Below are 20,303 nucleotides of genomic sequence, written 5' to 3'. Positions count from 1 at the left end.
ACCGATCGAGGAGGACCCACATGGCATCGATGCCGCGACACCCCCGGGCCACGGGCCCCGTCGCGCCTCCGGGCGTGCGGCCGTGAGCGGGGTCGCGCAGCACCCGTGGGCCGATCGGCTGGTGCTGGCCCTCGACGTCGACGACCTCGTCGAGGCCATGCGGCTGGCCGACGACCTGCGGCCGTGGTTCGGCGTGGCCAAGGTGGGCCTCGAGCTGTTCAGCGCGGCCGGCCCCGACGTGGTCGGCAGCCTCATCGACTCCGGCTACCGGGTCTTCGTCGATCTGAAGCTCCACGACATCCCGACCACGGTCGAGCGGGCCGCCCGCGTGCTCGGTGCCCTCGGCACCAGCTACCTGACGCTCCACGGCGTGGGCGGCCCGGTCATGCTGCGCGCCGGGGTCGAGGGGCTGCTGGACGGCGCGCACCGCGCCGGGCTCCCGGAGCCCACGGCGCTGGCGGTGACGGTCCTCACGAGCGAGGAGGAGGCACCCGAGCACGTGCTCGAGCACCGGGTGATGGCCGCGGTGGAGTCGGACTGCGGCGGCATCGTCTGCGCGGTGTCCGAGGCCCACGAGGTCCGTCTGCTGGCGCCCAGGATGACGATCGTCACCCCGGGGATCCGCCCGTCGGGCGCCCCGGCACACGACCAGGCCCGCGCGGCGACGCCCACCGAAGCCGTCGCCGCGGGCGCCGACCTGCTCGTGATCGGCCGGCCCGTCACCCGGGCCGCCGACCCGGTGGCGGCCGCCCGGGCCCTGACGGCCGACCTGGCCTGACTGCGAGGATCAGGGCGGGACGGTGACCGCCGCCCGCCCGGCGAGGAGATCGTCGATCCACGGGGCGGGAGCCGGCGGGGCGAGCAGGTGGCCCTGCACGCGGTGGCAGCCCAGGCGGCGGAGCGCGTCGAGCTGGGCGGGCCGTTCGACGCCGACGGCCGTGACGTCGATCCCGAGGGCGCGGGCCGAGGTCAGCGAGCCGGCGACCACGGCCTCGTCGAAGGGGTCGCCGCCGAGGCCCAGCACCGTGCGCGGGTCCAGGACGAGCTGGCTCACCGACGAGGCGCGCAGGAAGTCGAGAGTGGCCGGCGCCGTGTCGAACCGGCTCAGGGCGATCCCCACACCCAGCGCCCGGAGGCGCCCGAGCGCCGCGAGCACGGCCGGCCCCGCCCGCGGGGCCGTGTGGCCGTCGACCTCCAGGCAGACCGAGGCCGGGTCCAGGCCAGCGGCGTCCAGCTCGGCGGCGACCAGGCTCGCCCCGTCGGGGGTGCCGAGCAGGCGACCGGACACGTTGACCCGCAGCGTCGGGGTGCCCTGGCCGGTCCGGCACCACGCGGCCGCGCGCGCGAACGCCTCGCGGAGCACCCACGCGTCGATGTCGGCGAGGCAGCCGATGTCGTCGGCCAGGTCGACGAACCCGTCGGCGGTGAGCGGTGGCTCCTCGTCGGGGCGCCACCGCACCAGGGCCTCGATCGCCACGACGGTGCCCGTGCGGAGGTCGATCTCGGGCTGGTAGTGCAGCAGCAGCTCGCCCCGCTCGAGGGCACCGGCGAGACGCTTGGCCAGCTCGTGGCGCTCGTGCAGCTGCGACTCCAGGGTGTCGTCGAACAGCTCGAGGCCGCCCGGGCCCGTCTGCTTGGCCTGGTAGAGGGCGGTGTCCGCCCGCCGGAGCAGCTCGTCGGGCCGAGTGGCGGGGCGGCGGGTCACCGCGACGCCGCAGCCGGCCGTGAGCCGCAGGTCGTGGCCGACGGCGACGACCGGCGCCGAGAGGGCCCGCTGGATCCGCCGGGCCACGTCGAGAGGCGTGGTGGGGCGCTCGAGGTCGTCGAGGAGCACCACGAACTCGTCTCCCCCCACCCGCGCCACCAGGTCGGCCGGCCGGACCGCGCCACCGATCCGCTGGGCGATCTCGGCCAGCACGCCGTCGGCCCGGGCGTGCCCGAGGGCGTCGTTCACGGCCTTGAAGGCGTCGAGGTCGACGAAGACGATCGCGACGGCCCCCTCGCGGCGCGTCAGCCGGGCCAGGCTCCGCTCCAGCGCCTCGGAGAGCAGGCGCCGGTTGGCCAGGCCGGTGAGCGGATCGCGCAGCCTGGCCTCGGCCAGCTCGGCCGTGGTGGCGTGCAGCGCGTCCTGGAGCTCGACGAGCTCGGTGACGTCGAGGGTGGTGCCCCGCACCGCGAGGAGCCGGCCGTTCGCGTCGACGACCGGCTCGCCGTGCGAGCGGGCGTGCCGGACGGAGCCGTCCGGCCGCACGACGCGGTGAGCGAACCGGAACGGCGTGCCGTGGGCGACCAGCTCGCGATGCGCGTCGAACAGGCGGCGGGCGTCCTCGGCCGGGAGGCGCTCGAGCAGGATCGCCATGGTGGGGCGCGTGCCGTCGCTCAGCCCGTAGAGGCGCGACATCTCCGCCGACCAGACCAGCTGGCCGCCGGCCTCGTCGCGGTACCAGGAGCCGAGGTGGGTGAGGGCCTCGACCTCCTCCAGGTCGGCGGCGCGCCGGGCCAGGGACCGCTCGGCCCGCTGACGCTCGGCCAGGTCGAGGGCGGCCAGCGCGATCTGGTCGCCCGCCGCCGGGGCGAGCCGGACCTCGGCCGCACGGTGATTGCCCAGCGCCACGCGGACGGTGCTCGGCCGCCCGCGCAGGGCCGACGCCAGCGCGCTCGTCCAGCTGCCCGGCTCGCCGAGCGGGGGGGCGAGCTCGGCGACCCGGCGTCCGAGCAGCTCGGCCACGGGGCGCCCGAGCAGCGCGGCCAGGGCGGCGTTGGCCGTGCGGAGGCGACCGTCGCCATCGAGCGAGCCCAGCGCGACCGGCGCCGCGTCGAGGAGGCGCGCCACGTCGGGCGCCCGAGCCGGCGAGTCGCTCACCCCGTCAGTCTGGCAGGTCGCCCTCGACTGGGTATCGGCCCCCGTGGGGCGATCCGGGGGGCGGCAGGGACGCTAGGGTGCCCGCCATGGCGAATCCTCCGTCCCTGTCCCCGGAGCAGCGCGCCGCGGCGCTGGAGAAGGCGGCCGCGGCCCGACGCGCTCGGGCCGAGCTGAAGGAGCGGCTCAAGATGGGCTCCCTCAGCCTGCGGGAGCTGCTCGACGCCGGCGAGACCGACGACGTCATCGGCAAGATGAAGGTCCTGGCGGTCCTCGAGTCGCTGCCCGGCGTGGGCAAGGTGAAGGCCCGGCGCCTCATGGAGGAGATCGGGATCGCCGAGTCCCGGCGGGTGCGGGGCCTCGGCTCGCAGCAGCGCGAGGCGTTGCTGCAGACGTTCCCCTGATCGCGGGCCGGCCCCTGATCGTCGTCGTCAGCGGCGCCGGCGGCGTCGGCAAGGGGACGCTGGTCGCCGGGCTGGTGGAGCGCGATCCCCGGCTGTGGCTGAGCCGGTCGTGGACGACGCGCCCCCGGCGGCCCGGGGAGGCGGCCGACGCCTACGCCTTCGTCGACCGAGCGGCCTTCGAGGCGCGCATCGCCGCAGGCGGGTTCCTCGAGTGGGCCGAGTTCCTGGGCAACCTGTACGGCACGCCCGTGCCGGAGGCCCCACCGGGCCGCGACGTGCTGCTCGAGATCGACGTCCAGGGGGCCGGCCAGGTGCTCGCCCAGGAGCCGGACGCGCTGGTGGTGCTGGTGGTCGCCCCTTCACGGGAGGAGCAGGCCCGCCGGCTCGAGGGTCGCGGCGACCGGGCCGACGCCGCGGCCGAGCGGCTCCGCATCGCGGAGGACGAGGAGGCCGAGGGGCGCCGGCTCGCCTCGCACGTGGTCGTCAACGACGACGTGGAGCGGGCGGTGGCGGCGCTGCAGGCGATCATCGAGGCCGAGCGGGCCGCCCGGCGCTGACGGTCCAACGTTGGGTCCGGTGACCTGCGGCTGGTAGCGTGGCAGGTCCGAGCCCTCTCCACGGAGACCAGATGCAGCAGCCCCGGCGCTACGAGACGATGGTGAACCCCCCGATCGAGGAGCTCCTCCACCGGGTCGACTCCAAGTTCAGCCTCGTCACGTTGGCGGCCCGCAGGGCCCGCCAGATCAACGTCTACTTCAACCAGCTGGGTGAGGGCCTCGGCACGGTGATCCCGCCGCAGGTGACGTCGGTGGCCCGCAAGCCCCTCTCGATCGCGTTCGAGGAGATCGCGGCCGACAAGATCGTGTTCGTGCGCCAGGAGCCGGGCGCCGCCGACGGCGACGACGAGGGCGCCGAGGGCGAGGCCGGCTCCGCCGGCTGAGCTCCTCTCGATGGCGGACGAGCGGGCGAAGGGGCATGGCGTGCTGGCCGGGCGCCGCGTGGTGCTCGGGGTCACCGGCGGCATCGCGGCCTACAAGGCGGTCGAGCTGTGCCGGCGGCTGGTCGACGCCGGCGCCCACGTGGTGCCCGTGCTCACGGCCGACGCCGGTCGCTTCGTCGGCCCCACCACCTTCTCGGCCCTCGCGTCGGAGCCGGTGAAGAGCTCGCTCTGGGACGACGCCGACCCCATCCCGCACACCCACCTCGGCCAGGCCGCCGACGTGGTCGTCGTGGCCCCGGCCACGGCGCGGCTCGTCGGCTCGTACGCGGCCGGCATCTCCGACGACCTGCTGACGGCCACGCTGCTCGCCACGCGCGCGCCCGTCGTGGTCTGCCCGGCGATGCACACCGAGATGTGGGAGCACCCGGCGGTGCAGGAGAACCTGGCGGTGCTGCGACGGCGGGGCGTTCGCATCGTCGATCCCGAAGCCGGGCGGCTGGCGGGCGGTGACGTGGGCGCCGGGCGCCTGGCCGACCCCGCCGTGATCCTCGCCGCCGTCGAGCGTGCCCTCACCCCTCCCGACCTGGCCGGGCTCCGGGTGCTCGTGACCGCCGGGGGAACCCGAGAGCCGATCGATCCGGTCCGGATGATCACGAACCGCTCGTCGGGGAAGCAGGGTCACGCCCTGGCCGACGAGGCGTCGGCACGGGCTGCCGCCGTCACCCTGGTCACCACCGTCGACCGGCCGGTGCGCGCCGGCGTCGAGGTGGTGCGGGTCGACACGGCCGCCGAGATGGAGGCGGCGGTGCTGAGCCGATCGGGGCGCGCCGACGTGGTGCTGATGGCGGCCGCGGTGGCCGACTTCCGCCCGAAGGCGGTGGCCGACACGAAGCTCAAGAAGGCGGACGGCCCGCCCGAGATCGTCCTGGAGCCCACCACCGACGTCCTCGCGGCCCTCGGCCGTGATCGCCGGCCCGGCCAGACGCTCGTCGGGTTCGCGGCCGAGACCACCGATCCCCGCGCCAACGCCCTCGACAAGCTGCGCCGCAAGGGCATCGACCTGGTCGTGGTCAACGACGTGTCGGCCCCGGCCGCCGGCTTCGAGCACGACACCAACGAGGTGCTGATCCTCGCGGCCGACGGCGTCGAGCATCACGTGCCCCTGCGCGACAAGCGCGAGGTGGCCCGAGCGGTGCTCGACGCCGTCGTCGCGACCCGGGCCCGCACGGGCGGTCAGGCCACCGCACCCATCGACCCCGCCGCCCCCGCGCCGGCCGTACCCCAGAACAGGAGCGACACGTGACCCGCTGGACCTTCACCTCGGAGTCGGTCACCGAGGGCCATCCCGACAAGATGGCCGACCAGATCTCCGATGCCGTGCTCGACGCGATCCTCGCCGCCGACCCCAACGGCCGGGTCGCCTGCGAGACCCTGCTCACCACCGGCCTGGCGATCGTCGCCGGCGAGGTCACCACCGAGGCCTACGTCGACATCCCGACGATCGTGCGGGAGACGATCCGGGGCATCGGGTACGACCGGGAGTCCTACGGGTTCGACGGCAACACCTGCGGCGTGATGGTGTCGATCGACCCGCAGTCGCCGAACATCGCCCAGGGCGTCGACACCGCGTTCGAGGTGCGCGCCGGCAAGAGCGACGAGGATCTGCTCGACGCCCAGGGCGCCGGCGACCAGGGGATGATGTTCGGCTACGCCTGCGACGAGACCGACGACCTCATGCCCCTGCCGATCTGGCTGGCGCACCGGCTCGCCCACCGCATGGCCGAGGTTCGCAAGGCGGGCGTGCTGCCGTACCTGCGGCCCGACGGCAAGACCCAGGTGACCGTCGACTACGAGGACGGCCGGCCGATCCGGCTGCGCACCGTGCTGATCTCGACCCAGCACCAGCCGGGTCTCGATCCGGAGACCCTCATCAAGCCCGATCTCGTCGAGCACGTCGTGATGCCGCTGCTCCCGGCGGCCTTCGCCGACGACCAGTTCGACATGCTGGTCAACCCCACGGGCACGTTCGAGATCGGCGGGCCGCACGCCGACACGGGGCTCACCGGTCGCAAGATCATCGTCGACACCTACGGTGGGGCCGCCCGCCACGGCGGGGGGGCCTTCTCCGGGAAGGACCCGTCGAAGGTCGACCGGTCGGCCGCCTACGCGGCCCGCTGGGTGGCCAAGCACGTGGTGGCCGCCGGCGCCGCCCGCCGGTGCGAGATCCAGGTCGCGTACGCCATCGGGGTGGCCCGGCCGGTCTCGGTGATGGTCGAGACCTTCGGCACCGAGGAGGTCGACCCGGCCAGGATCGCGCAGGCCGTGCAGGAGGTGTTCGACCTCCGCCCGGCGGCCATCATCCGCGACCTCGACCTGCGCCGTCCGATCTACCGGCGGACGGCCGCATACGGCCACTTCGGCCGGGGCGAGGCCGACTTCACGTGGGAGCACACGTCGAAGCTGGCCGACGTGACGTCCGCCCTCGGGCTCTGAGGCCGGGCGGACCCTCCCTCCCGGCCGGGCCGGCGCCCGTGGGCCCGAGGGTCGTGCGGGTCCTGCCCGACGTGCCCGGCATCGACCGGGAGTTCGACTACCTGGTCCCCGAGGCCCTCGGGGACCAGGTGCGCGTCGGGGCCGAGGTGCGGGTGCCCCTGCACGGCCGCCCGGTGGGCGGGTGGGTGACCGCGCTCGACGTCGAGCCCCCGGCCGGCGTCACCCTGCGTCCCGTGGCCAAGGTGCGGGGTGCCGGTCCGCCCGTCGGGGTGGTGGCCCTGGCGGGGTGGGCGGCGTGGCGGTGGGCCGGCGCCCGCCGCTCGCTGCTCGCCACCGCCTCGCCCCCGGTCGCCGTGCCCCGGCTGCCGCCCCGGCCGGTCCGAGCCGGCCCGGTGGCGGCGGCCGTGCCCGACGCGCTGGCCGCGGAGGCCCTGCGGACCCCGCGCACGGTGCTCCGCCTCCCGCCGGCGGCCGACCCGTTCCCGGTCGTGGCGGCCGCAGCCGCCGGGGGCGACGCCCTCGTGGTCACCCCGTCCACGGCGGCCGCCCGGGCGGTGGCCGTGCGCCTTCGCCGGGCGGGCGTCCCCGTGGCCCTGCTGCCGCGCGACTGGGCGACGGCAGCCGCGGGTGCGGTCGCGGTGGGTGCTCGGGCCGCGGCCTGGGCGCCGGTGCCCGAGCTGTCGGCCGTCGTCGTCCTCGACGAGCACGACGAGGCCCTACAGGAGGAGCGGGCCCCCACCTGGCACGCGCGCGACGTCGCCGCCGAGCGGGCCCGCCGGGCCGGCGTGCCCTGTGTGCTGGTGTCGCCCTGCCCGTCGCTGGAGGCGCTGGCCTGGGGCCGGCTGGTGACGCCGAGCCGCGCCGAGGAGCGGGCCGGCTGGCCGATCACCGAGGTGCTCGACCGCAGCCGCGACGATCCGGTCCGCGCCGGGCTGTACCCGGCGCGGACCGTGGAGCTGCTGCGGAGCGGGGCGCGGGTGGTCTGCGTCCTCAACCGCACCGGGCGGGCCCGCCTCCTGGCCTGCTCGACCTGCCGGGCCCTCGTGCGCTGCGAGCGGTGCGCCGCCGCGGTGGCGCAGGTGGACGACCGGCTGCGCTGCCGCCGCTGCGGCGAGGAGCGGCCGCTGGTGTGCACGGCATGCGGTGGTGGGCGGCTGAAGGCGCTGCGGCTGGGCACGGCCAGGGTGCGCGACGAGCTCGAGGCGCTCGCCGGTGCGCCCGTCGTCGAGGTCACCGCCAGGGCCGGGGCCGACGAGGTGCTCCCCGACGCCCGGCTGATCGTCGGCACCGAGGCGGTGCTGCACCGGGTCGACCGGGCCGACGTCGTGGTGTTCCTCGACCTCGACCAGGAGCTGCTCGCGCCGCGCGTGCGCGCCGCCGAGCAGGCCCTGGCGCTCCTGGCCCGTGCGGCCCGCCTGGTCGGCGGTCGAGCGGGAGGCGGCCGGCTGGTGCTCCAGACCCGCCTGCCGCGCCACGAGGTCGTGGAGGCCGTCGTCCACGCCGACCCCGGCCGGGTCGCCGCGGTCGAGGCCGCGCGCCGGGCCGCCCTGGGTCTCCCCCCGGCCACCGCGGTGGCCCTCGTGTCGGGTCCCGTCGCCGCCGGCTACGCCGAGGCGCTCCGGGAAGGTGGCGCCGTGGAGGTGCTCGGCCCGGACGAGGGGCGGTACCTCGTGCGGGCGCCCGGTCACGCCGGGCTGTGCGACGCCCTGGCGGCCGTGCCGCGGCCGCCGGGGCGCCTGCGGGTCGAGGTCGACCCGCCGCGGCTCTAGCCCGGATCGCCCGGATCACTGGGCTGGCCGGCCCACTCGCGGCGGCGGACCTCGTAGAGGGCGATGGAGGCGGCCACGGCGACGTTGAGCGACCCGACCCGACCGAGCTGGGGCAGGTACGCGACCGCGTCGGCGGCACGGAGCGCCCCGGCCGACAGGCCGTGGTCCTCGTGCCCCACGGCCAGGCACACCGCGTTCGGCAACGGGAGCTCGTGCAGGGGGACGGCCCCGTCGGCGAGCTCCAGGGCCACCACGAGGAACCCCGCCCGACGGGCGGCAGCCATGGCCTCCTCGGCCGAGCCGGCGGTCGTCCACTGCAGGTACCGCTCGGTGCCCAGGGCGGTCTTGCGGGCCCCCGGGGCATCGGGGGCCGGGGTGGTGCCCGTGAGCCACAGGCGCTCCACGCGGAGTGCGGCGGCGGTGCGCACGATGGAGCCGACGTTGACCGGCGTCTGCACGCCGTCGAGCAGCAGGGCCAGGCGGCCGTGGGTGCGCTGGCGCCACCCGCGATGCAGGCGCTTGAGGCCGGTGCCGTCGAGCTGTCTCATGCGCCGCCCTCGGACGGGGAGCGAGGGCGCACGGCGAGCAGCCGGTAGCCGAGGCGGGAGCAGAGGCGCTCGGTGGGATGGCCCTCGGCCTCCAGCCAGCGGGCCAGCGAGTCGGCGCCGAGGTGCTTCTGCACCACCAGGGCCGCGAGCCCGCCCGGCGCCAGACGCGCCAGCCACGTCCGGAGGAGCGCGTGCAGGGCCTGCTTGCCCACGCGGACGGGCGGGTTCGACCAGATCGTCGCGAACCGGACCTCGGGCGGCACGTCGTCGGGAGCGGCGACGGAGACGTTGGCGAGGCCGAGGGCGTCGGCGTTCAGACGGGTGAGGTCGCGGGCCCGCTCGTTCACGTCGACCGCCCACACGGCGGCGCCCGGAGACCGGCGGGCCAGGGTGACGGCGATGGCGCCGTAGCCGCAGCCCAGGTCGAGCAGCGCGCCGCCGGGCGACGGTGGCGGTGCCTCCAGGAGCAGCAGGCGCGTGCCGGGATCCACCCGATCGGCCGAGAACACGCCCCGGTCCGTCACCAGCTGGACCGTGGCGTCGGGCAGGGCGAGCGTGACGGAGCCGGGCCGCGACGGCGCCCGCGGGTGGGGGTCGAAGTAGTGGCCGCTCGACATGCCCCGGTAGCCTCTCACCGTGGGCACGTACTCGATCCGCACCTTCGGCGACCCCGTGCTCAAGCGTCGCGCCGCCGAGGTCGCCGAGATCGACGGGGCCCTCGCCCGCATCGCCGACGACATGCTCCACGCCATGTACGAGGCGCCCGGCCTCGGCCTGGCGGCACCCCAGGTCGGTGTCCAGAAGCGGCTCTTCGTGTACGACGTCGGCGACGGCCCGGCGGTCCTCGTCAACCCGGTGATCACCGAGTCCCGGGGCGAGTGGGTCTACGACGAGGGCTGCCTGTCGGTCCCAGGCGTGCACTTCGAGATCGTGCGGCCCAAGGAGGTCCACCTGACGGGCTACGACCTCCACGGCAACGAGGTGTCCCTCGAGGCCGACGAGCTGCTCGCCCGCCTGTTCCAGCACGAGCTCGACCACCTCGACGGTGTGCTGCTGCTCGAGCACCTCGACGAGGAGCAGCGGCGCGAGGCCATGCGGGCCCTGCGCGAGCAGGCCCTCCTGCTGCCGGAGCCGGAGCCGGAGCCGGAGCCCAAGCGGCGCCTCGGGCTGCGGCTGCGCTGAGATCCCGAGCATGCCGGCTGCGCCCGACCCCGGCGGGGTGACCCCGTCGCTGGCGCTCCCCCCGGAGCATCCGAGGCGTCTGGTGTTCCTGGGCTCCCCGGCCATGGCGGTGCCCCCGCTGCGCGGGCTCGTCGACGCCGGCTTCGACGTGGCCCTGGTGGTGTCGGGGGCCGACAAGCGGCGTGGCCGGGGGGGCTCCCTCACCTCCACGCCGGTCAAGGCGGCCGCGCTCGAGCTGGGCCTCCCGGTGACCGACCGGGTCGACGACGCCCTGGGCATGGGCGCCGACCTGGGTGTGGTGGTGGCCTACGGCCGCCTCGTCCGCCCGCACGTGCTGGCGGTGCTGCCGATGGTGAACCTGCACTTCTCGCTGCTGCCCCGCTGGCGGGGCGCGGCGCCGGTGGAGCGGGCGATCCTCGCCGGCGACCCCGAGACCGGCGTGTGCCTGATGCAGCTGGAGGTCACGCTCGACACGGGTCCGGTGTACCGGCGCGCCACCCTGGCGGTGGGAGAGCACGAGACCGCCGCCGACCTCCGGGCGCGCCTGGTCGAGGTGGGCACCGCCCTGCTCGTCGACGGGCTGCGGTCGGGCCTCCGGGACCCCGAGCCCCAGGTGGGCGAGGCGACGTACGCGGCCAAGCTCGAACCGGCCGAGCTGCAGCTCGACTGGTCGCGTCCGGCGTCGGAGCTCCACCGCGTCGTCCGGCTGGGCGAGGCGTGGACCACGTTCCGGGGCCACCGGCTGAAGGTGCTGGCCGCCGAGCCGGCACCGACCTCCGGCGCCTCCCTGGGGCCGGGCGAGGTGGCCGGCACCCTCGTCGGGACCGGCCACGGGGTGCTCGAGCTCGTCGAGGTCCAGCCCGAGGGTCGCGCCCGGCAGCCGGCGGCGGCGTGGCGGAACGGCGCGCGGCCGGCGGCCGGCGAGCGGATGGGTCGGTGAGGGCGTCCGGCCCGGCCCCGGCGAGCGGCCGCCGCCGGGGGCCCCCCGGACGCAGCACGGCGCGATCACCTCGCGCCGTCGCCCTCGCCGCCCTGGTCCGGATCGACACCGAGGGCGCCTACGCCAACCTGGTCGTCCCCGCCATGCTCGCCGGCAGCGGGCTCGACGCCAGGGCGAGGGCCCAGGTCACCGACCTCGTCTACGGCACCACGCGCCTGCGCCGGGCGTGCGACTGGCTCGTCGACCGCTTCCTGGTGTCGCCCCCCGAACCCGTGGCTCGCAACGCACTGCGGCTCGGCGCCTACCAGCTGGCCTTCCTCGGCACGCCACCCCACGCCGCCGTCGGCGAGACCGTGGCCGTGGCGCCGGCCCGGACCCGGGGCCTCGTGAACGCCGTGCTGCGGCGGGTGGCCGCGGCGCCGGTCGACGAGGCCGGCTGGCCGAGCGACGCGGTCCGCCTCAGCTACCCGGACTGGCTCGTCGAGCGGCTGGCGGCCGAGCTCGGGCGGGAGGACGCCCTGGCGTCCCTCGCGGCGATGGACGAGCCGGCCTCGGCGACCGAGCGGGCCGACGGGTACACCCAGGACCTGGCGTCGCAGTGGGTGGCCGAGCTGGTGGAGGCCGGGCCCGGCGAGCGGGTCGCCGACGTGTGCGCGGCGCCCGGCGGCAAGGCGACCGCCCTGGCCGGCACTGGCGCACGGGTGATTGCCGTCGACTCGCGCCCCGCTCGTGCGGGCCTGGTCGCGGCGAACGCGGCGCGCCTCGGGATCGCACCCGGCCGGCTGGCCGTCGCGGTGGCCGACGGGACGCGGCCCGCGGTCCGACCGGGATCGTGCGACCGGGTCCTCGTCGACGCGCCCTGCACGGGGCTGGGCACGCTCCGCCGGCGGCCCGACCTCCGGTGGCGGGTGGCGCCGGGCGACGAGGCCCGTCTGGCCCAGCTCCAGGTGCGCCTGGTCGACGCCGCCGCCGCGCTCCTCCGGCCCGGCGGGGTGCTGGTGTACAGCGTGTGCACCCTCACGGCGGCCGAGACCACCGGGGTGGACGTCCGCCTCGAGGGCGAGCGGCCGGATCTCGCTCCTCTCCCGCCGCCCGGCCCCCCCTGGCAGGGCCACGGGCGGGGGGCGCTGCTCCTCCCGCACCGGGCCGGCACCGACGGCATGGCCCTGTTCCGGTACGTCCGCACGGCCCGCGTCTAGCCTCCGGCCCGTGGCTCACGCCCCGGCCGACGGCCTCCTGGCCAAGGTGCTCACGGTGTCCGACGGCGTCGTGGGCGGCACGCGCGACGACGCCTCGGGCCGGAGGCTGGCCGAGCGGCTGGCCGCCGAGGGGTACGCGTTGGTGGCGCACGAGGTGGTCGCCGACGGCGTCGACGCCGTGGCGGACGCGCTGCGGCGGCTCACCGACGGCTTCGCGGGCCTGGTCGTCACCACCGGCGGCACCGGCTTCGGGCCGCGGGACCTCACCCCGGAGGGCACCCGCCTGGTGCTCGAGCGGGAGGCACCGGGGCTGGCCGAGGCCATGCGGGCGGTGAGCCCGCTGGGGCGGCTGTCCCGGGGGGTGGCCGGCACCGTGGGGAGGTCCCTGGTCCTGAACACGCCGGGCTCGCCGGCCGGGGCTCTCGAGAACCTGGGCGCGGTGATCGACGTGCTGCCGCACGCCCTGCGCCTGCTGTCCGGCTCGCCGACCGCCCACTGACGGGGACGGGCCCGCCGGCCCGTGCGGGCGAGTGGCTCTAGACTGCGTGGAGAACCGACGAACGCCCCCTCGCGGGGTAGGGGTGCAAGTCCCGACCGGCGGTCACAGCCCGCGAACCCCTGCCCGACGGGCGGGGGCCGATCCGGTGGAACCCCGGAGCCGACGGTGAGAGTCCGGATGGGAGCGAGGGTGCGGGGCCGAGCCGGCGCGTGCCACGCGCCCGGTCTGCCACGCGCCCGCACGAGGAGCGCAGGTGGACGACGAGCAGGCGATGCGCCGGGCGATCGAGCTGGCCGCCACCGTCCGCGCCCGCACGTCGCCCAACCCGTGGGTGGGCTGCGTGATCCTCACGCCCGGCGGGGGAGTGGTCGAAGGGGTGACGGCCCCGCCCGGCGGACCGCACGCCGAAGCGGCCGCCGTGGCCGGGGCGGGCGAGTCGGCGCGGGGTGCCACCCTCGTGTGCACCCTCGAGCCGTGCGCCCACCGCGGGCGGACCCCCCCGTGCGCCGATGCCATCGTGGCCGCCGGCGTCCGGCGGGTCGTGGTCGGCGTGGAGGATCCCGACCCGCAGGTCGCGGGGCGCGGCATCGCCCGCCTGCGCGAGGCCGGGCTCGAGGTGGTGGTGGGGGTGGCGGCCGACGACGTGCGCGCCCAGCTGGCCCCGTACCTGAAGCATCGGGCCACCGGGCGGCCGTGGGTGGTGCTGAAGCTGGCCGCGTCGCTCGACGGACGGACCGCGGCGCCCGACGGCACGAGCCGGTGGATCACGGGGCCGGAGGCCCGGGCCGACGCCCACCGCCTCCGGGCCGAGAGCGATGCCGTCATCGTGGGCGCGGGCACGGTGCGGGCCGACGACCCTGCGCTCACGGTGCGCCACGGTCCCGGCCGGGACCCCCGCCGGGTGGTGCTCGGCCGCGCGCCCGAGGGGGCCCGGGTCCACCCGGCCCTGGAGCTGCAGGGCGACCTCGGCTCGGTGCTCGACCGCCTGGGGGGGGAGGGGGTCGTGCAGGCCATGGTCGAGGGCGGCGCCACGGTCGCCGGGGCGTTCCACCGCGCCGGGCTGGTCGACCGCTACGTCGTGTACCTGGCCCCGGCCCTCTTCGGCGGTGACGACGCCCGGCCGCTGTTCGCGGGGCCGGGGGTGCCGACCGTGGCCGAGCTGTGGCGGGGTCGGATCGTCGGGATGCAACGGTTGGGCGAGGACGTGCGGCTCGAGCTCGAGCCGGCGCCCGGGGTGTGAGGAGGACGCGTGTTCACAGGCATCGTCGAGGAGCTCGGGCGGGTCGAGTCGCTGCGCGGGAGCCGGCTGCGGATCGCCGCGACCACGGTCCTCGCCGGGGCCGACACCGGTGCATCCATCGCCGTCAACGGCTGCTGCTTGACCCTGGTCGACCAGGGTGAGGGATGGTGGGAGGCGGACGTGAGCGACGAGACGTTCGCCCGCACCGCGCTGGGCGGGATGCGGCCCGGTGACCCCGTGAACCTGGAACGGCCGGTCCGGCTGGCCGACCGGCTCGGCGGCCACCTCGTGCAGGGACACGTCGACGCCGTGGGGGAGATCGTCGAGCCCGCCCCCGAGCTGCGCGTGCGCGTGCCCGCGCCGCTCCTCCGCTACGTCGTGGAGAAGGGGTCGATCACGGTCGACGGGGTGAGCCTCACCGTCGTCCGACCTCTGGCCGACGGGTTCACCGTGGCCGTCATCCCGCACACCGCCGCCGTCACCACGCTGGGCCACAAGGGGCCGGGCGCCAGGGTGAACGTCGAGGTGGACGTGATCGCCAAGTACGTCGAGCGCCTCCTCGCCGGGCACCTGGACGGCGAGGGCGGCGTCGCCGAGTGAGGAGCCAGCCCGTGCCCCGAGGTACCAGCCCTTTCGCCCCGATCGAGGAGGCCGTGGCCGCCATCGCCCGGGGCGACATCGTCGTCGTGGTCGACGACGAGGACCGCGAGAACGAGGGCGACCTCATCATGGCGGCCGAGTTCGCGACCCCCGAGGCGATCGCCTTCTTCGTCCGGCACACGTCCGGGGTGATCTGCGTGCCCCTGACCGGGGAGCGGTGCGAGGAGCTCGACCTGCCGTTGATGGTCGAGCACAACACCGAGGCGCAGCGAACCGCCTTCACGGACAGCGTCGACTACCGCCACGGGACGACCACCGGGATCTCGGCCGCCGACCGGGCCGCCACCATCCGCGCCCTCATCGACCCGGCCACGCGCCCCGGCGACCTGGCTCGGCCCGGACACATCTTCCCCCTGCGATACCGGCCCGGAGGGGTGCTCAAGCGAGCGGGCCACACCGAGGCGGCGGTCGACCTGGCCCGCATGGCCGGGCTCTATCCGGCCGGCGTCCTCTGCGAGATCGTCAACGAGGACGGCACGATGGCCCGGGTGCCCGACCTCGAGCGGTTCTGCGCCGAGCACGGTCTCCTGCTGATCTCCATCGCCGACCTGATCCGGCACCGGCGGCGCACCGAGAAGCTGGTGCGACGGATCGCCGAGGCCCGGGTGCCCACGATCTCGGGCACCTTCACGTGCATCGCCTACGAGTCGGTCCTCGACGGCGAGACGCACCTCGCCTTCGTGGCCGGCGAGGTCGACGGGGCCGACGACGTGCTCGTCCGGGTGCACAGCGAGTGCCTCACCGGCGACGTGTTCGGCTCGCTCAAGTGCGACTGCGGCCCCCAGCTCGAGGCGGCCATGCGCCAGGTCGCCGAGGAGGGCCAGGGCGTCGTCGTCTACCTGCGGGGCCACGAGGGCCGGGGGATCGGGATCGGGCACAAGATCCGCGCGTACAGCCTCCAGGACGCCGGTCACGACACCGTCGACGCCAACCTGGAGCTGGGGCTCCCCGTCGACAGCCGCGAGTACGGCATCGGCGCCCAGATCCTGGTCGATCTGGGCGTGACCACCATGCGGCTGATGACCAACAACCCGGCGAAGTACGGTGGCCTCGAGGGCTTCGGGCTCGAGATCGTGGGCCGGGTTCCCCTGGAGACGGCCCCCAACCCCGAGAACATCCGCTACCTGCGCACCAAGCGCGAGCGCCTCGGGCACCTGCTCGACGGCCTCGACGAGGTGCCGGAGGCCGCCGACCAGCCGAAGGGACGGCCATGACGACCTACGAGGGCAGGCTGCGCGGCGACGGCATGCGCATCGGCATCTGCTGCAGCCGCTTCAACGACCTCATCACCGAGCGCCTCCTCGTGGGCGCCCGCGACGGCCTCACCCGGCACGGCGTCGACCCCGGGTCGATCACCGTGGTGTGGGCTCCCGGCGCCTTCGAGCTCCCGCTGGTGGCCATGCGGCTGGCAGCATCCGGCCAGGTCGACGCCGTCATCGCCCTCGGTGCCGTGATCCGCGGGGCCACCGGCCACTACGAGCACGTCGCCGGCCAGGCCGCGGCCGGGCTGCAGCGAGCCCAGCTCGACACCGGCGTGCCCGTCGTGTTCGGGGTGCTCACCACCGACACGATCGAGCAGGCCATCGAGCGGGCCGGCACCAAGGCCGGCAACAAGGGGTCCGAGGCGGCGGTCACGGCCATCGAGATGGTCGACCTGCTGCGTCAGCTCCCGGGGGGGCCGTAGGTGCTCCGCCTCGTCGTCCCCAAGGGATCGCTCGAGAAGGCCACCCTCGAGCTGTTCGAGGCGGCCGATCTGGCGATCGTGCGTTCGTCGTCGGTGGACTACCGGGCCACCGTCGCCGATCCGCGCATCGCCGACGTCCGGATCCTGCGACCGCAGGAGATCCCCCGGTACGTGGCCGAGGGCCTCTTCGACCTCGGGATCACCGGCCGCGACTGGATCGAGGAGACCGCCAGCGACGTCGTCTCGCTGGGCGAGCTGCGGTACTCCAAGGCGACCAGCCGGCCCATCCGCCTGGTCGTGGCCGTGCCGGCCGACTCGCCGGTCGACCGGGTCGAGGATCTGCCCCAGGGCCTCCGGGTCTCGAGCGAGTACCCGGAGCTCACCCGCCGCTTCTTCGAGAAGAAGGGCATCAGCGCCGACATCCGGCTCTCCTACGGCGCCACCGAGGCGAAGGTGCCCGACATCGTCGACTGCATCGTGGAGATCACCGAGACCGGGCGGGCCCTCAGGGCCGCCGGGCTCAAGGAGATCGAGGTGATCCTCACCTCGTACACCGAGCTGGTCGCCAACCCGGTGTCGTACGACGACCCGGAGAAGCGCCACGCCATGCACCAGCTCCGCACCCTGCTCCAGGGTGCCCTCGAAGCCCGGGGGAAGGTGCTGGTGAAGCTGAACGTGGGCGTGGACGACCTCGACCGGGTGATCGGCCTGCTGCCCTCCATGAAGGCCCCCACCGTCTCGCAGCTCTTCGGCGAGGGCGGCTACGCGGTGGAGACCGTGGTGGAGAAGAGCCGGATCAACATCCTCATCCCCGCGCTCAAGGACGCCGGCGCCAGCGACATCCTCGAGCTCCCGCTGGCCAAGATCGTGCACTGACCGTGCGAGGCCGGGTCGTTGCGTTCGACGAGGCGAAGGGGTACGGCACCGTGCGGGCCGAGGGCGGCCAGGAGCACTTCTTCCACTGCACGCAGATCGCGGACGGCAGCCGCACCATCGAGGCGGGCGAGACCGTCGAGTTCGAGGTGGTCGCCGGCCGGCTCGGCCGCTGGGAGGCGGCGGGGCTGCGGCCGGCCGGGCGGTGACCGCCTGCCGGGGCCGTCAGTCGGTCGCGCCGGTGGCGCCCTGGATCTGCACGAAGGCCAGGCGGATCTGGGTCAGGGCATCGAGCAGCGTGGCCTCGGGCTCGCCGAGGCGGCCCCGCAGGCCCTCGACGAGGCAGCCCACCGCGTCGATCGCCAACTTCGCCTGACCCAGGCTCGGGGGGTCCTGGCTGAGGTGGATGGCGGCCAGCTCGTACAGGCCCATGGCGTGGTTCGCCACGACCACCTCGGCCGGCACCTCGGCGAGCTGCTCGCGGACCCGGGCCATCTCGGCCATGACCGCCTCCGCCGTGGCAGGGTCGAGCTCGTCGTCGGCGAGCGCGTCGTCGGCGAGCGCGTCGTCGGCCCGTGGCGGGGGAGGGGTCGCGGCCGGTGCCTGCTGCGGCCCCACCCGGTGCTCACCCTCTGGTGTCCACAGGCTGCTCATGTCGGCTACCCTACGACACCACAACAGACAGGAAGCGGGGCCACGGCCCGGGTCACACGGCCCGCGCACGGTCCCCACCCGGCCACGAGCCCTCCGAGCCCTGCTCGCGGGGTGAGGTGCGTCCGGGTCGCTCGCTGCGGCGCCAGCCCCACCCCTCCGGGTGGCGGTCGGCGGTCAGGCGTCGGCTTGCTGCCATGTCCTGCCCGCCACCAGGGAGGTTTCCCTTTGCCCCGGAGAGCACTCCGATAGCTGCGCCCACCCCCAACAACGAGCCCCGGATCAACGACCGCATCCGTGCCCGCGAGGTGCGCCTGGTCTCGCACGACGGCCAGCAGATCGGCATCAAGCCGCTGCCCGAGGCGCTCCACATGGCCCGCGAGCTCGATCTCGACCTGGTCGAGGTGGCGCCCCTGGCCAACCCTCCCGTGTGCCGGATCATGGACTACGGCAAGTACAAGTACGAGGAGGCCCAGCGGGCCAAGGAGTCCCGTCGCAAGGCCAGCCACGTCTCCATCAAGGAGATGAAGTACCGGCCCAAGATCGGCGGCGGCGACTTCGACACCAAGACCCGCAAGATCGCCGAGTTCCTGGCCGAGGGCCACAAGGTCAAGGTGACGATCATGTTCCGGGGTCGGGAGGTGTACCACCCCGAGCTGGGCATGCGGATCCTCGACCAGGTCGCCGACCAGGTCTCCGCGCTGGCGAAGGTGGAGGCCGCCCCCCGGCTCGACGGGCGCAACATGACCATGGTGCTGGCCCCCGACAAGCGGGCGCAGGCAGCGGCGGCCAAGGCCGCCAGCAAGCGGTCCGAGCCCGAGGCCACGGGCGCCGAGCCTGCCGTGGCCCCCGCCGAGGGGGCCGCGTCGGCCGACGAGGCGACCGCGGCGGGTCCGGCCCAGCCCTAGCAACCCCAGGAGACGACGATGCCGAAGATGAAGACCCACCGCGGCGCGGCCAAGCGCTTCAAGGTGACGGGCAGCGGCAAGCTGATGCGCCGCCAGGCCAACATGAACCACATGCTCGAGAAGAAGCCGAGCACGCGCACCCGACGCCTGAACCGGACCGCGGTCGTGGCCGACGCCGACACCCGCGAGGTGAAGCGGCTCCTCGGTCGCTGAGCGGCACCGTCCCCTCCTCACCTCGGAAAGGAAGCATCGATGGCCAGGGTGAAGCGCGCCGTCCACAGCAAGAAGCACCGCCGGGCCACCCTCGAGCGGGCCAAGGGCTACTACGGCAACAAGAGCCGCTCGTATCGCGCCGCGAACGAGCAGGTGATGCACTCGCTGCAGTACGCGTACCGCGATCGGCGGGCCCGCAAGGGCGACTTCCGGGCGCTCTGGATCCAGCGGATCAACGCCGCCTGCCGGCTCGAGGGCATGTCGTACAGCCGGTTCGTCAGCGGGCTGAAGGCGGCCGACGTCGAGGTCGACCGCAAGGTGCTGGCCGATCTGGCGGTCACCGATCCTGCGGCCTTCGCGGCCCTCGTGCGGGTCGCCGAGAGCGCCCGCCAGGCGTCCTAGCCCCGGACGAGGCGACCACGGCCGGCCTCTCGATCCGCAACCCCGAGGTCCAGCGGCTGCGGCGCCTCCTGAGGCGCCGCAGTGCGCGCCTGGACGAGGGTGCGTTCGTGCTGGAGGGGCCCACCCTGCTGGGTGAGGCCCTGGCCTGCGGCTGGCCCCTGCAGGCGGTGGCCCTGCCCGCGGGCGCGCCGCCCGAGCTGGCCGGGCTGGCCGATCGGGCCGTGGCCGCCGGAGCCGAGCGCCTCGAGCTGGCCGACGGCGTGCTCGAGCGCGTGGCCGACACGGTGACACCCCGAGCGGTGCTGGCCGTTGCCACCCTGCCCGCCGGTGCGCACGTGCCGGCCGCGGCCACGTTCGTGGTCGTCGCCGTCGATCTGGCCGACCCCGGCAACGCCGGCACCCTCCTGCGCACGGCCGAGGCGGCCGGCGCCGACGCCCTCGTCGTGTGCGCCGGCTCGGTCGACCCCTTCTCGCCCAAGGCGGTGCGGGCGTCGGCCGGATCGGTCCTGCGGATCCCGGTGGTGGCCGGGGGGGCGGCTCCCGCCGTCCTCGCGGCGCTTGGCACCCAGGGCCTCCGGCGGGTGGGGACGGTGGCGGGAGGCGGGTCCGACTACGACGCCGTCGACCTCACCCGCCCGGTCGCCGTCGTGCTGGGCGGCGAGGCGCGCGGGCTCGGGCCCGGGACGGTGTCGCTCCTCGACGAGGTGGTCACGATCCCCATGGGGGGGCGGGCCGAGTCGCTCAACGTGGCCGCGGCCGGCGCCGTGATGTGCTTCGAGGTCGCCCGCCAGCGTCGGGTCGCGGCGGGAGCGAGTGGCTAGGGTCCGGCCGAGGACGA

General features: G+C 75.6%; 25 protein-coding genes and 1 riboswitch. Of the genes, 21 read left to right on the top strand and 4 right to left on the bottom strand.

Translation table 11 applies throughout. From position 1 onward, the window contains the following. Window positions 1–157 precede the first annotated feature (157 nt). On the top strand, window positions 158–778 hold the full coding sequence (pyrF, locus tag IPM45_02115; protein MBK9178363.1) for an orotidine-5'-phosphate decarboxylase: 621 nt from the start codon (window positions 158–160) through the stop codon (window positions 776–778). A 9-nt stretch (window positions 779–787) separates the two neighbouring features. On the opposite strand, the gene IPM45_02110 is transcribed toward pyrF, so the two are convergent. Continuing rightward, the gene (locus IPM45_02110) at window positions 788–2,863 is read right to left on the bottom strand and encodes a GGDEF and EAL domain-containing protein (GenBank protein MBK9178362.1); all 2,076 of its coding nucleotides are present in this window, start codon (window positions 2,861–2,863) and stop codon (window positions 788–790) included. An 86-nt stretch (window positions 2,864–2,949) separates the two neighbouring features. Here IPM45_02110 and IPM45_02105 point away from each other — a divergent pair, with 86 nt between their 5' ends. The 6 genes from IPM45_02105 (at window position 2,950) to IPM45_02080 (ending at window position 8,466) form a co-directional block, all read left to right on the top strand. Further along, the gene (locus tag IPM45_02105; GenBank protein MBK9178361.1) at window positions 2,950–3,264 is read left to right on the top strand and encodes an integration host factor; all 315 of its coding nucleotides are present in this window, start codon (window positions 2,950–2,952) and stop codon (window positions 3,262–3,264) included. 14 nt (window positions 3,265–3,278) lie between these two features. Then, entirely contained in the window at window positions 3,279–3,821 is a 543-nt protein-coding gene (locus IPM45_02100; GenBank protein MBK9178360.1) for a guanylate kinase, read from the top strand. A gap of 98 nt (window positions 3,822–3,919) precedes the next feature. Beyond that, entirely contained in the window at window positions 3,920–4,204 is a 285-nt protein-coding gene (gene rpoZ / locus IPM45_02095) for a DNA-directed RNA polymerase subunit omega (protein MBK9178359.1), read from the top strand. 10 nt (window positions 4,205–4,214) lie between these two features. Next, complete coding sequence (gene coaBC / locus IPM45_02090) at window positions 4,215–5,507, top strand: bifunctional phosphopantothenoylcysteine decarboxylase/phosphopantothenate--cysteine ligase CoaBC (GenBank protein ID MBK9178358.1); 1,293 nt, start codon at window positions 4,215–4,217, stop codon at window positions 5,505–5,507. After that, window positions 5,504–6,697: a methionine adenosyltransferase gene (locus IPM45_02085; protein ID MBK9178357.1), complete on the top strand. Its 1,194-nt coding sequence runs from the start codon at window positions 5,504–5,506 to the stop codon at window positions 6,695–6,697. The genes coaBC and IPM45_02085 overlap by 4 nt, the downstream gene beginning before the upstream one ends. 53 nt (window positions 6,698–6,750) lie before the next feature. Beyond that, window positions 6,751–8,466: a hypothetical protein gene (locus IPM45_02080; GenBank protein MBK9178356.1), complete on the top strand. Its 1,716-nt coding sequence runs from the start codon at window positions 6,751–6,753 to the stop codon at window positions 8,464–8,466. Here the strand turns inward: IPM45_02080 and IPM45_02075 are convergent. Both IPM45_02075 and IPM45_02070 read right to left on the bottom strand, forming a co-directional pair. Beyond that, window positions 8,463–9,014: a TrmH family RNA methyltransferase gene (locus IPM45_02075; protein ID MBK9178355.1), complete on the bottom strand. Its 552-nt coding sequence runs from the start codon at window positions 9,012–9,014 to the stop codon at window positions 8,463–8,465. The genes IPM45_02080 and IPM45_02075 overlap by 4 nt on opposite strands. Next, on the bottom strand, window positions 9,011–9,631 hold the full coding sequence (locus IPM45_02070; GenBank protein ID MBK9178354.1) for a methyltransferase: 621 nt from the start codon (window positions 9,629–9,631) through the stop codon (window positions 9,011–9,013). Before IPM45_02070 ends, IPM45_02075 begins: the two co-directional genes overlap by 4 nt. 19 nt (window positions 9,632–9,650) lie before the next feature. Here IPM45_02070 and def point away from each other — a divergent pair, with 19 nt between their 5' ends. The 10 genes from def (at window position 9,651) to IPM45_02020 (ending at window position 17,500) form a co-directional block, all read left to right on the top strand. Continuing rightward, on the top strand, window positions 9,651–10,196 hold the full coding sequence (gene def / locus IPM45_02065) for a peptide deformylase (protein MBK9178353.1): 546 nt from the start codon (window positions 9,651–9,653) through the stop codon (window positions 10,194–10,196). A gap of 10 nt (window positions 10,197–10,206) precedes the next feature. Then, on the top strand, window positions 10,207–11,136 hold the full coding sequence (locus IPM45_02060; GenBank protein ID MBK9178352.1) for a methionyl-tRNA formyltransferase: 930 nt from the start codon (window positions 10,207–10,209) through the stop codon (window positions 11,134–11,136). Beyond that, entirely contained in the window at window positions 11,133–12,335 is a 1,203-nt protein-coding gene (locus IPM45_02055) for an SAM-dependent methyltransferase (protein MBK9178351.1), read from the top strand. The genes IPM45_02060 and IPM45_02055 overlap by 4 nt, the downstream gene beginning before the upstream one ends. 10 nt (window positions 12,336–12,345) lie before the next feature. Beyond that, entirely contained in the window at window positions 12,346–12,834 is a 489-nt protein-coding gene (locus tag IPM45_02050; protein ID MBK9178350.1) for a MogA/MoaB family molybdenum cofactor biosynthesis protein, read from the top strand. A 63-nt stretch (window positions 12,835–12,897) separates the two neighbouring features. Further along, window positions 12,898–13,027: riboswitch (FMN riboswitch) on the top strand. A 78-nt stretch (window positions 13,028–13,105) separates the two neighbouring features. Continuing rightward, a complete protein-coding gene (gene ribD / locus IPM45_02045; protein ID MBK9178349.1) occupies window positions 13,106–14,074 on the top strand; it encodes a bifunctional diaminohydroxyphosphoribosylaminopyrimidine deaminase/5-amino-6-(5-phosphoribosylamino)uracil reductase RibD in 969 nt (322 codons plus the stop codon). Window positions 14,075–14,083: 9 nt separating this feature from the next. Continuing rightward, window positions 14,084–14,674 carry a riboflavin synthase gene (locus IPM45_02040; GenBank protein ID MBK9178348.1) on the top strand — a complete coding sequence of 197 codons (591 nt, stop codon included), beginning with the start codon at window positions 14,084–14,086 and terminating at the stop codon, window positions 14,672–14,674. A gap of 11 nt (window positions 14,675–14,685) precedes the next feature. Next, window positions 14,686–15,948 (top strand): bifunctional 3,4-dihydroxy-2-butanone-4-phosphate synthase/GTP cyclohydrolase II, encoded by a 1,263-nt coding sequence (locus tag IPM45_02035; GenBank protein MBK9178347.1) that lies wholly within the window; start codon window positions 14,686–14,688, stop codon window positions 15,946–15,948. Then, window positions 15,945–16,418: a 6,7-dimethyl-8-ribityllumazine synthase gene (locus tag IPM45_02030; GenBank protein ID MBK9178346.1), complete on the top strand. Its 474-nt coding sequence runs from the start codon at window positions 15,945–15,947 to the stop codon at window positions 16,416–16,418. Before IPM45_02035 ends, IPM45_02030 begins: the two co-directional genes overlap by 4 nt. Next, the gene (locus tag IPM45_02025) at window positions 16,419–17,294 is read left to right on the top strand and encodes an ATP phosphoribosyltransferase (protein MBK9178345.1); all 876 of its coding nucleotides are present in this window, start codon (window positions 16,419–16,421) and stop codon (window positions 17,292–17,294) included. It abuts the gene before it with no gap. 2 nt (window positions 17,295–17,296) lie between these two features. Beyond that, the gene (locus IPM45_02020) at window positions 17,297–17,500 is read left to right on the top strand and encodes a cold shock domain-containing protein (GenBank protein MBK9178344.1); all 204 of its coding nucleotides are present in this window, start codon (window positions 17,297–17,299) and stop codon (window positions 17,498–17,500) included. A 16-nt stretch (window positions 17,501–17,516) separates the two neighbouring features. Here IPM45_02020 and IPM45_02015 read toward each other — a convergent pair whose 3' ends face one another. Beyond that, window positions 17,517–17,945 carry a hypothetical protein gene (locus IPM45_02015; GenBank protein ID MBK9178343.1) on the bottom strand — a complete coding sequence of 143 codons (429 nt, stop codon included), beginning with the start codon at window positions 17,943–17,945 and terminating at the stop codon, window positions 17,517–17,519. 278 nt (window positions 17,946–18,223) lie between these two features. Between IPM45_02015 and IPM45_02010 the strand changes: the two genes are divergently transcribed. From IPM45_02010 to IPM45_01995, 4 genes are all read left to right on the top strand, one after another. Beyond that, the gene (locus IPM45_02010; protein MBK9178342.1) at window positions 18,224–18,850 is read left to right on the top strand and encodes a translation initiation factor IF-3; all 627 of its coding nucleotides are present in this window, start codon (window positions 18,224–18,226) and stop codon (window positions 18,848–18,850) included. Window positions 18,851–18,868: 18 nt separating this feature from the next. After that, window positions 18,869–19,063 carry a 50S ribosomal protein L35 gene (gene rpmI / locus IPM45_02005; protein MBK9178341.1) on the top strand — a complete coding sequence of 65 codons (195 nt, stop codon included), beginning with the start codon at window positions 18,869–18,871 and terminating at the stop codon, window positions 19,061–19,063. A 39-nt stretch (window positions 19,064–19,102) separates the two neighbouring features. Beyond that, window positions 19,103–19,465, top strand: a complete 363-nt coding sequence (gene rplT / locus IPM45_02000) for a 50S ribosomal protein L20 (protein ID MBK9178340.1) — start codon at window positions 19,103–19,105, stop codon at window positions 19,463–19,465. A 107-nt stretch (window positions 19,466–19,572) separates the two neighbouring features. Continuing rightward, a complete protein-coding gene (locus IPM45_01995; GenBank protein MBK9178339.1) occupies window positions 19,573–20,286 on the top strand; it encodes an RNA methyltransferase in 714 nt (237 codons plus the stop codon). Window positions 20,287–20,303: the final 17 nt, after the last annotated feature.

This window comes from Acidimicrobiales bacterium (assembly GCA_016716005.1).
In the GTDB taxonomy this organism is placed as follows: Bacteria; Actinomycetota; Acidimicrobiia; order Acidimicrobiales; family JADJXE01; genus JADJXE01.
This window is presented reverse-complemented; position numbering and strand designations above follow the sequence as displayed.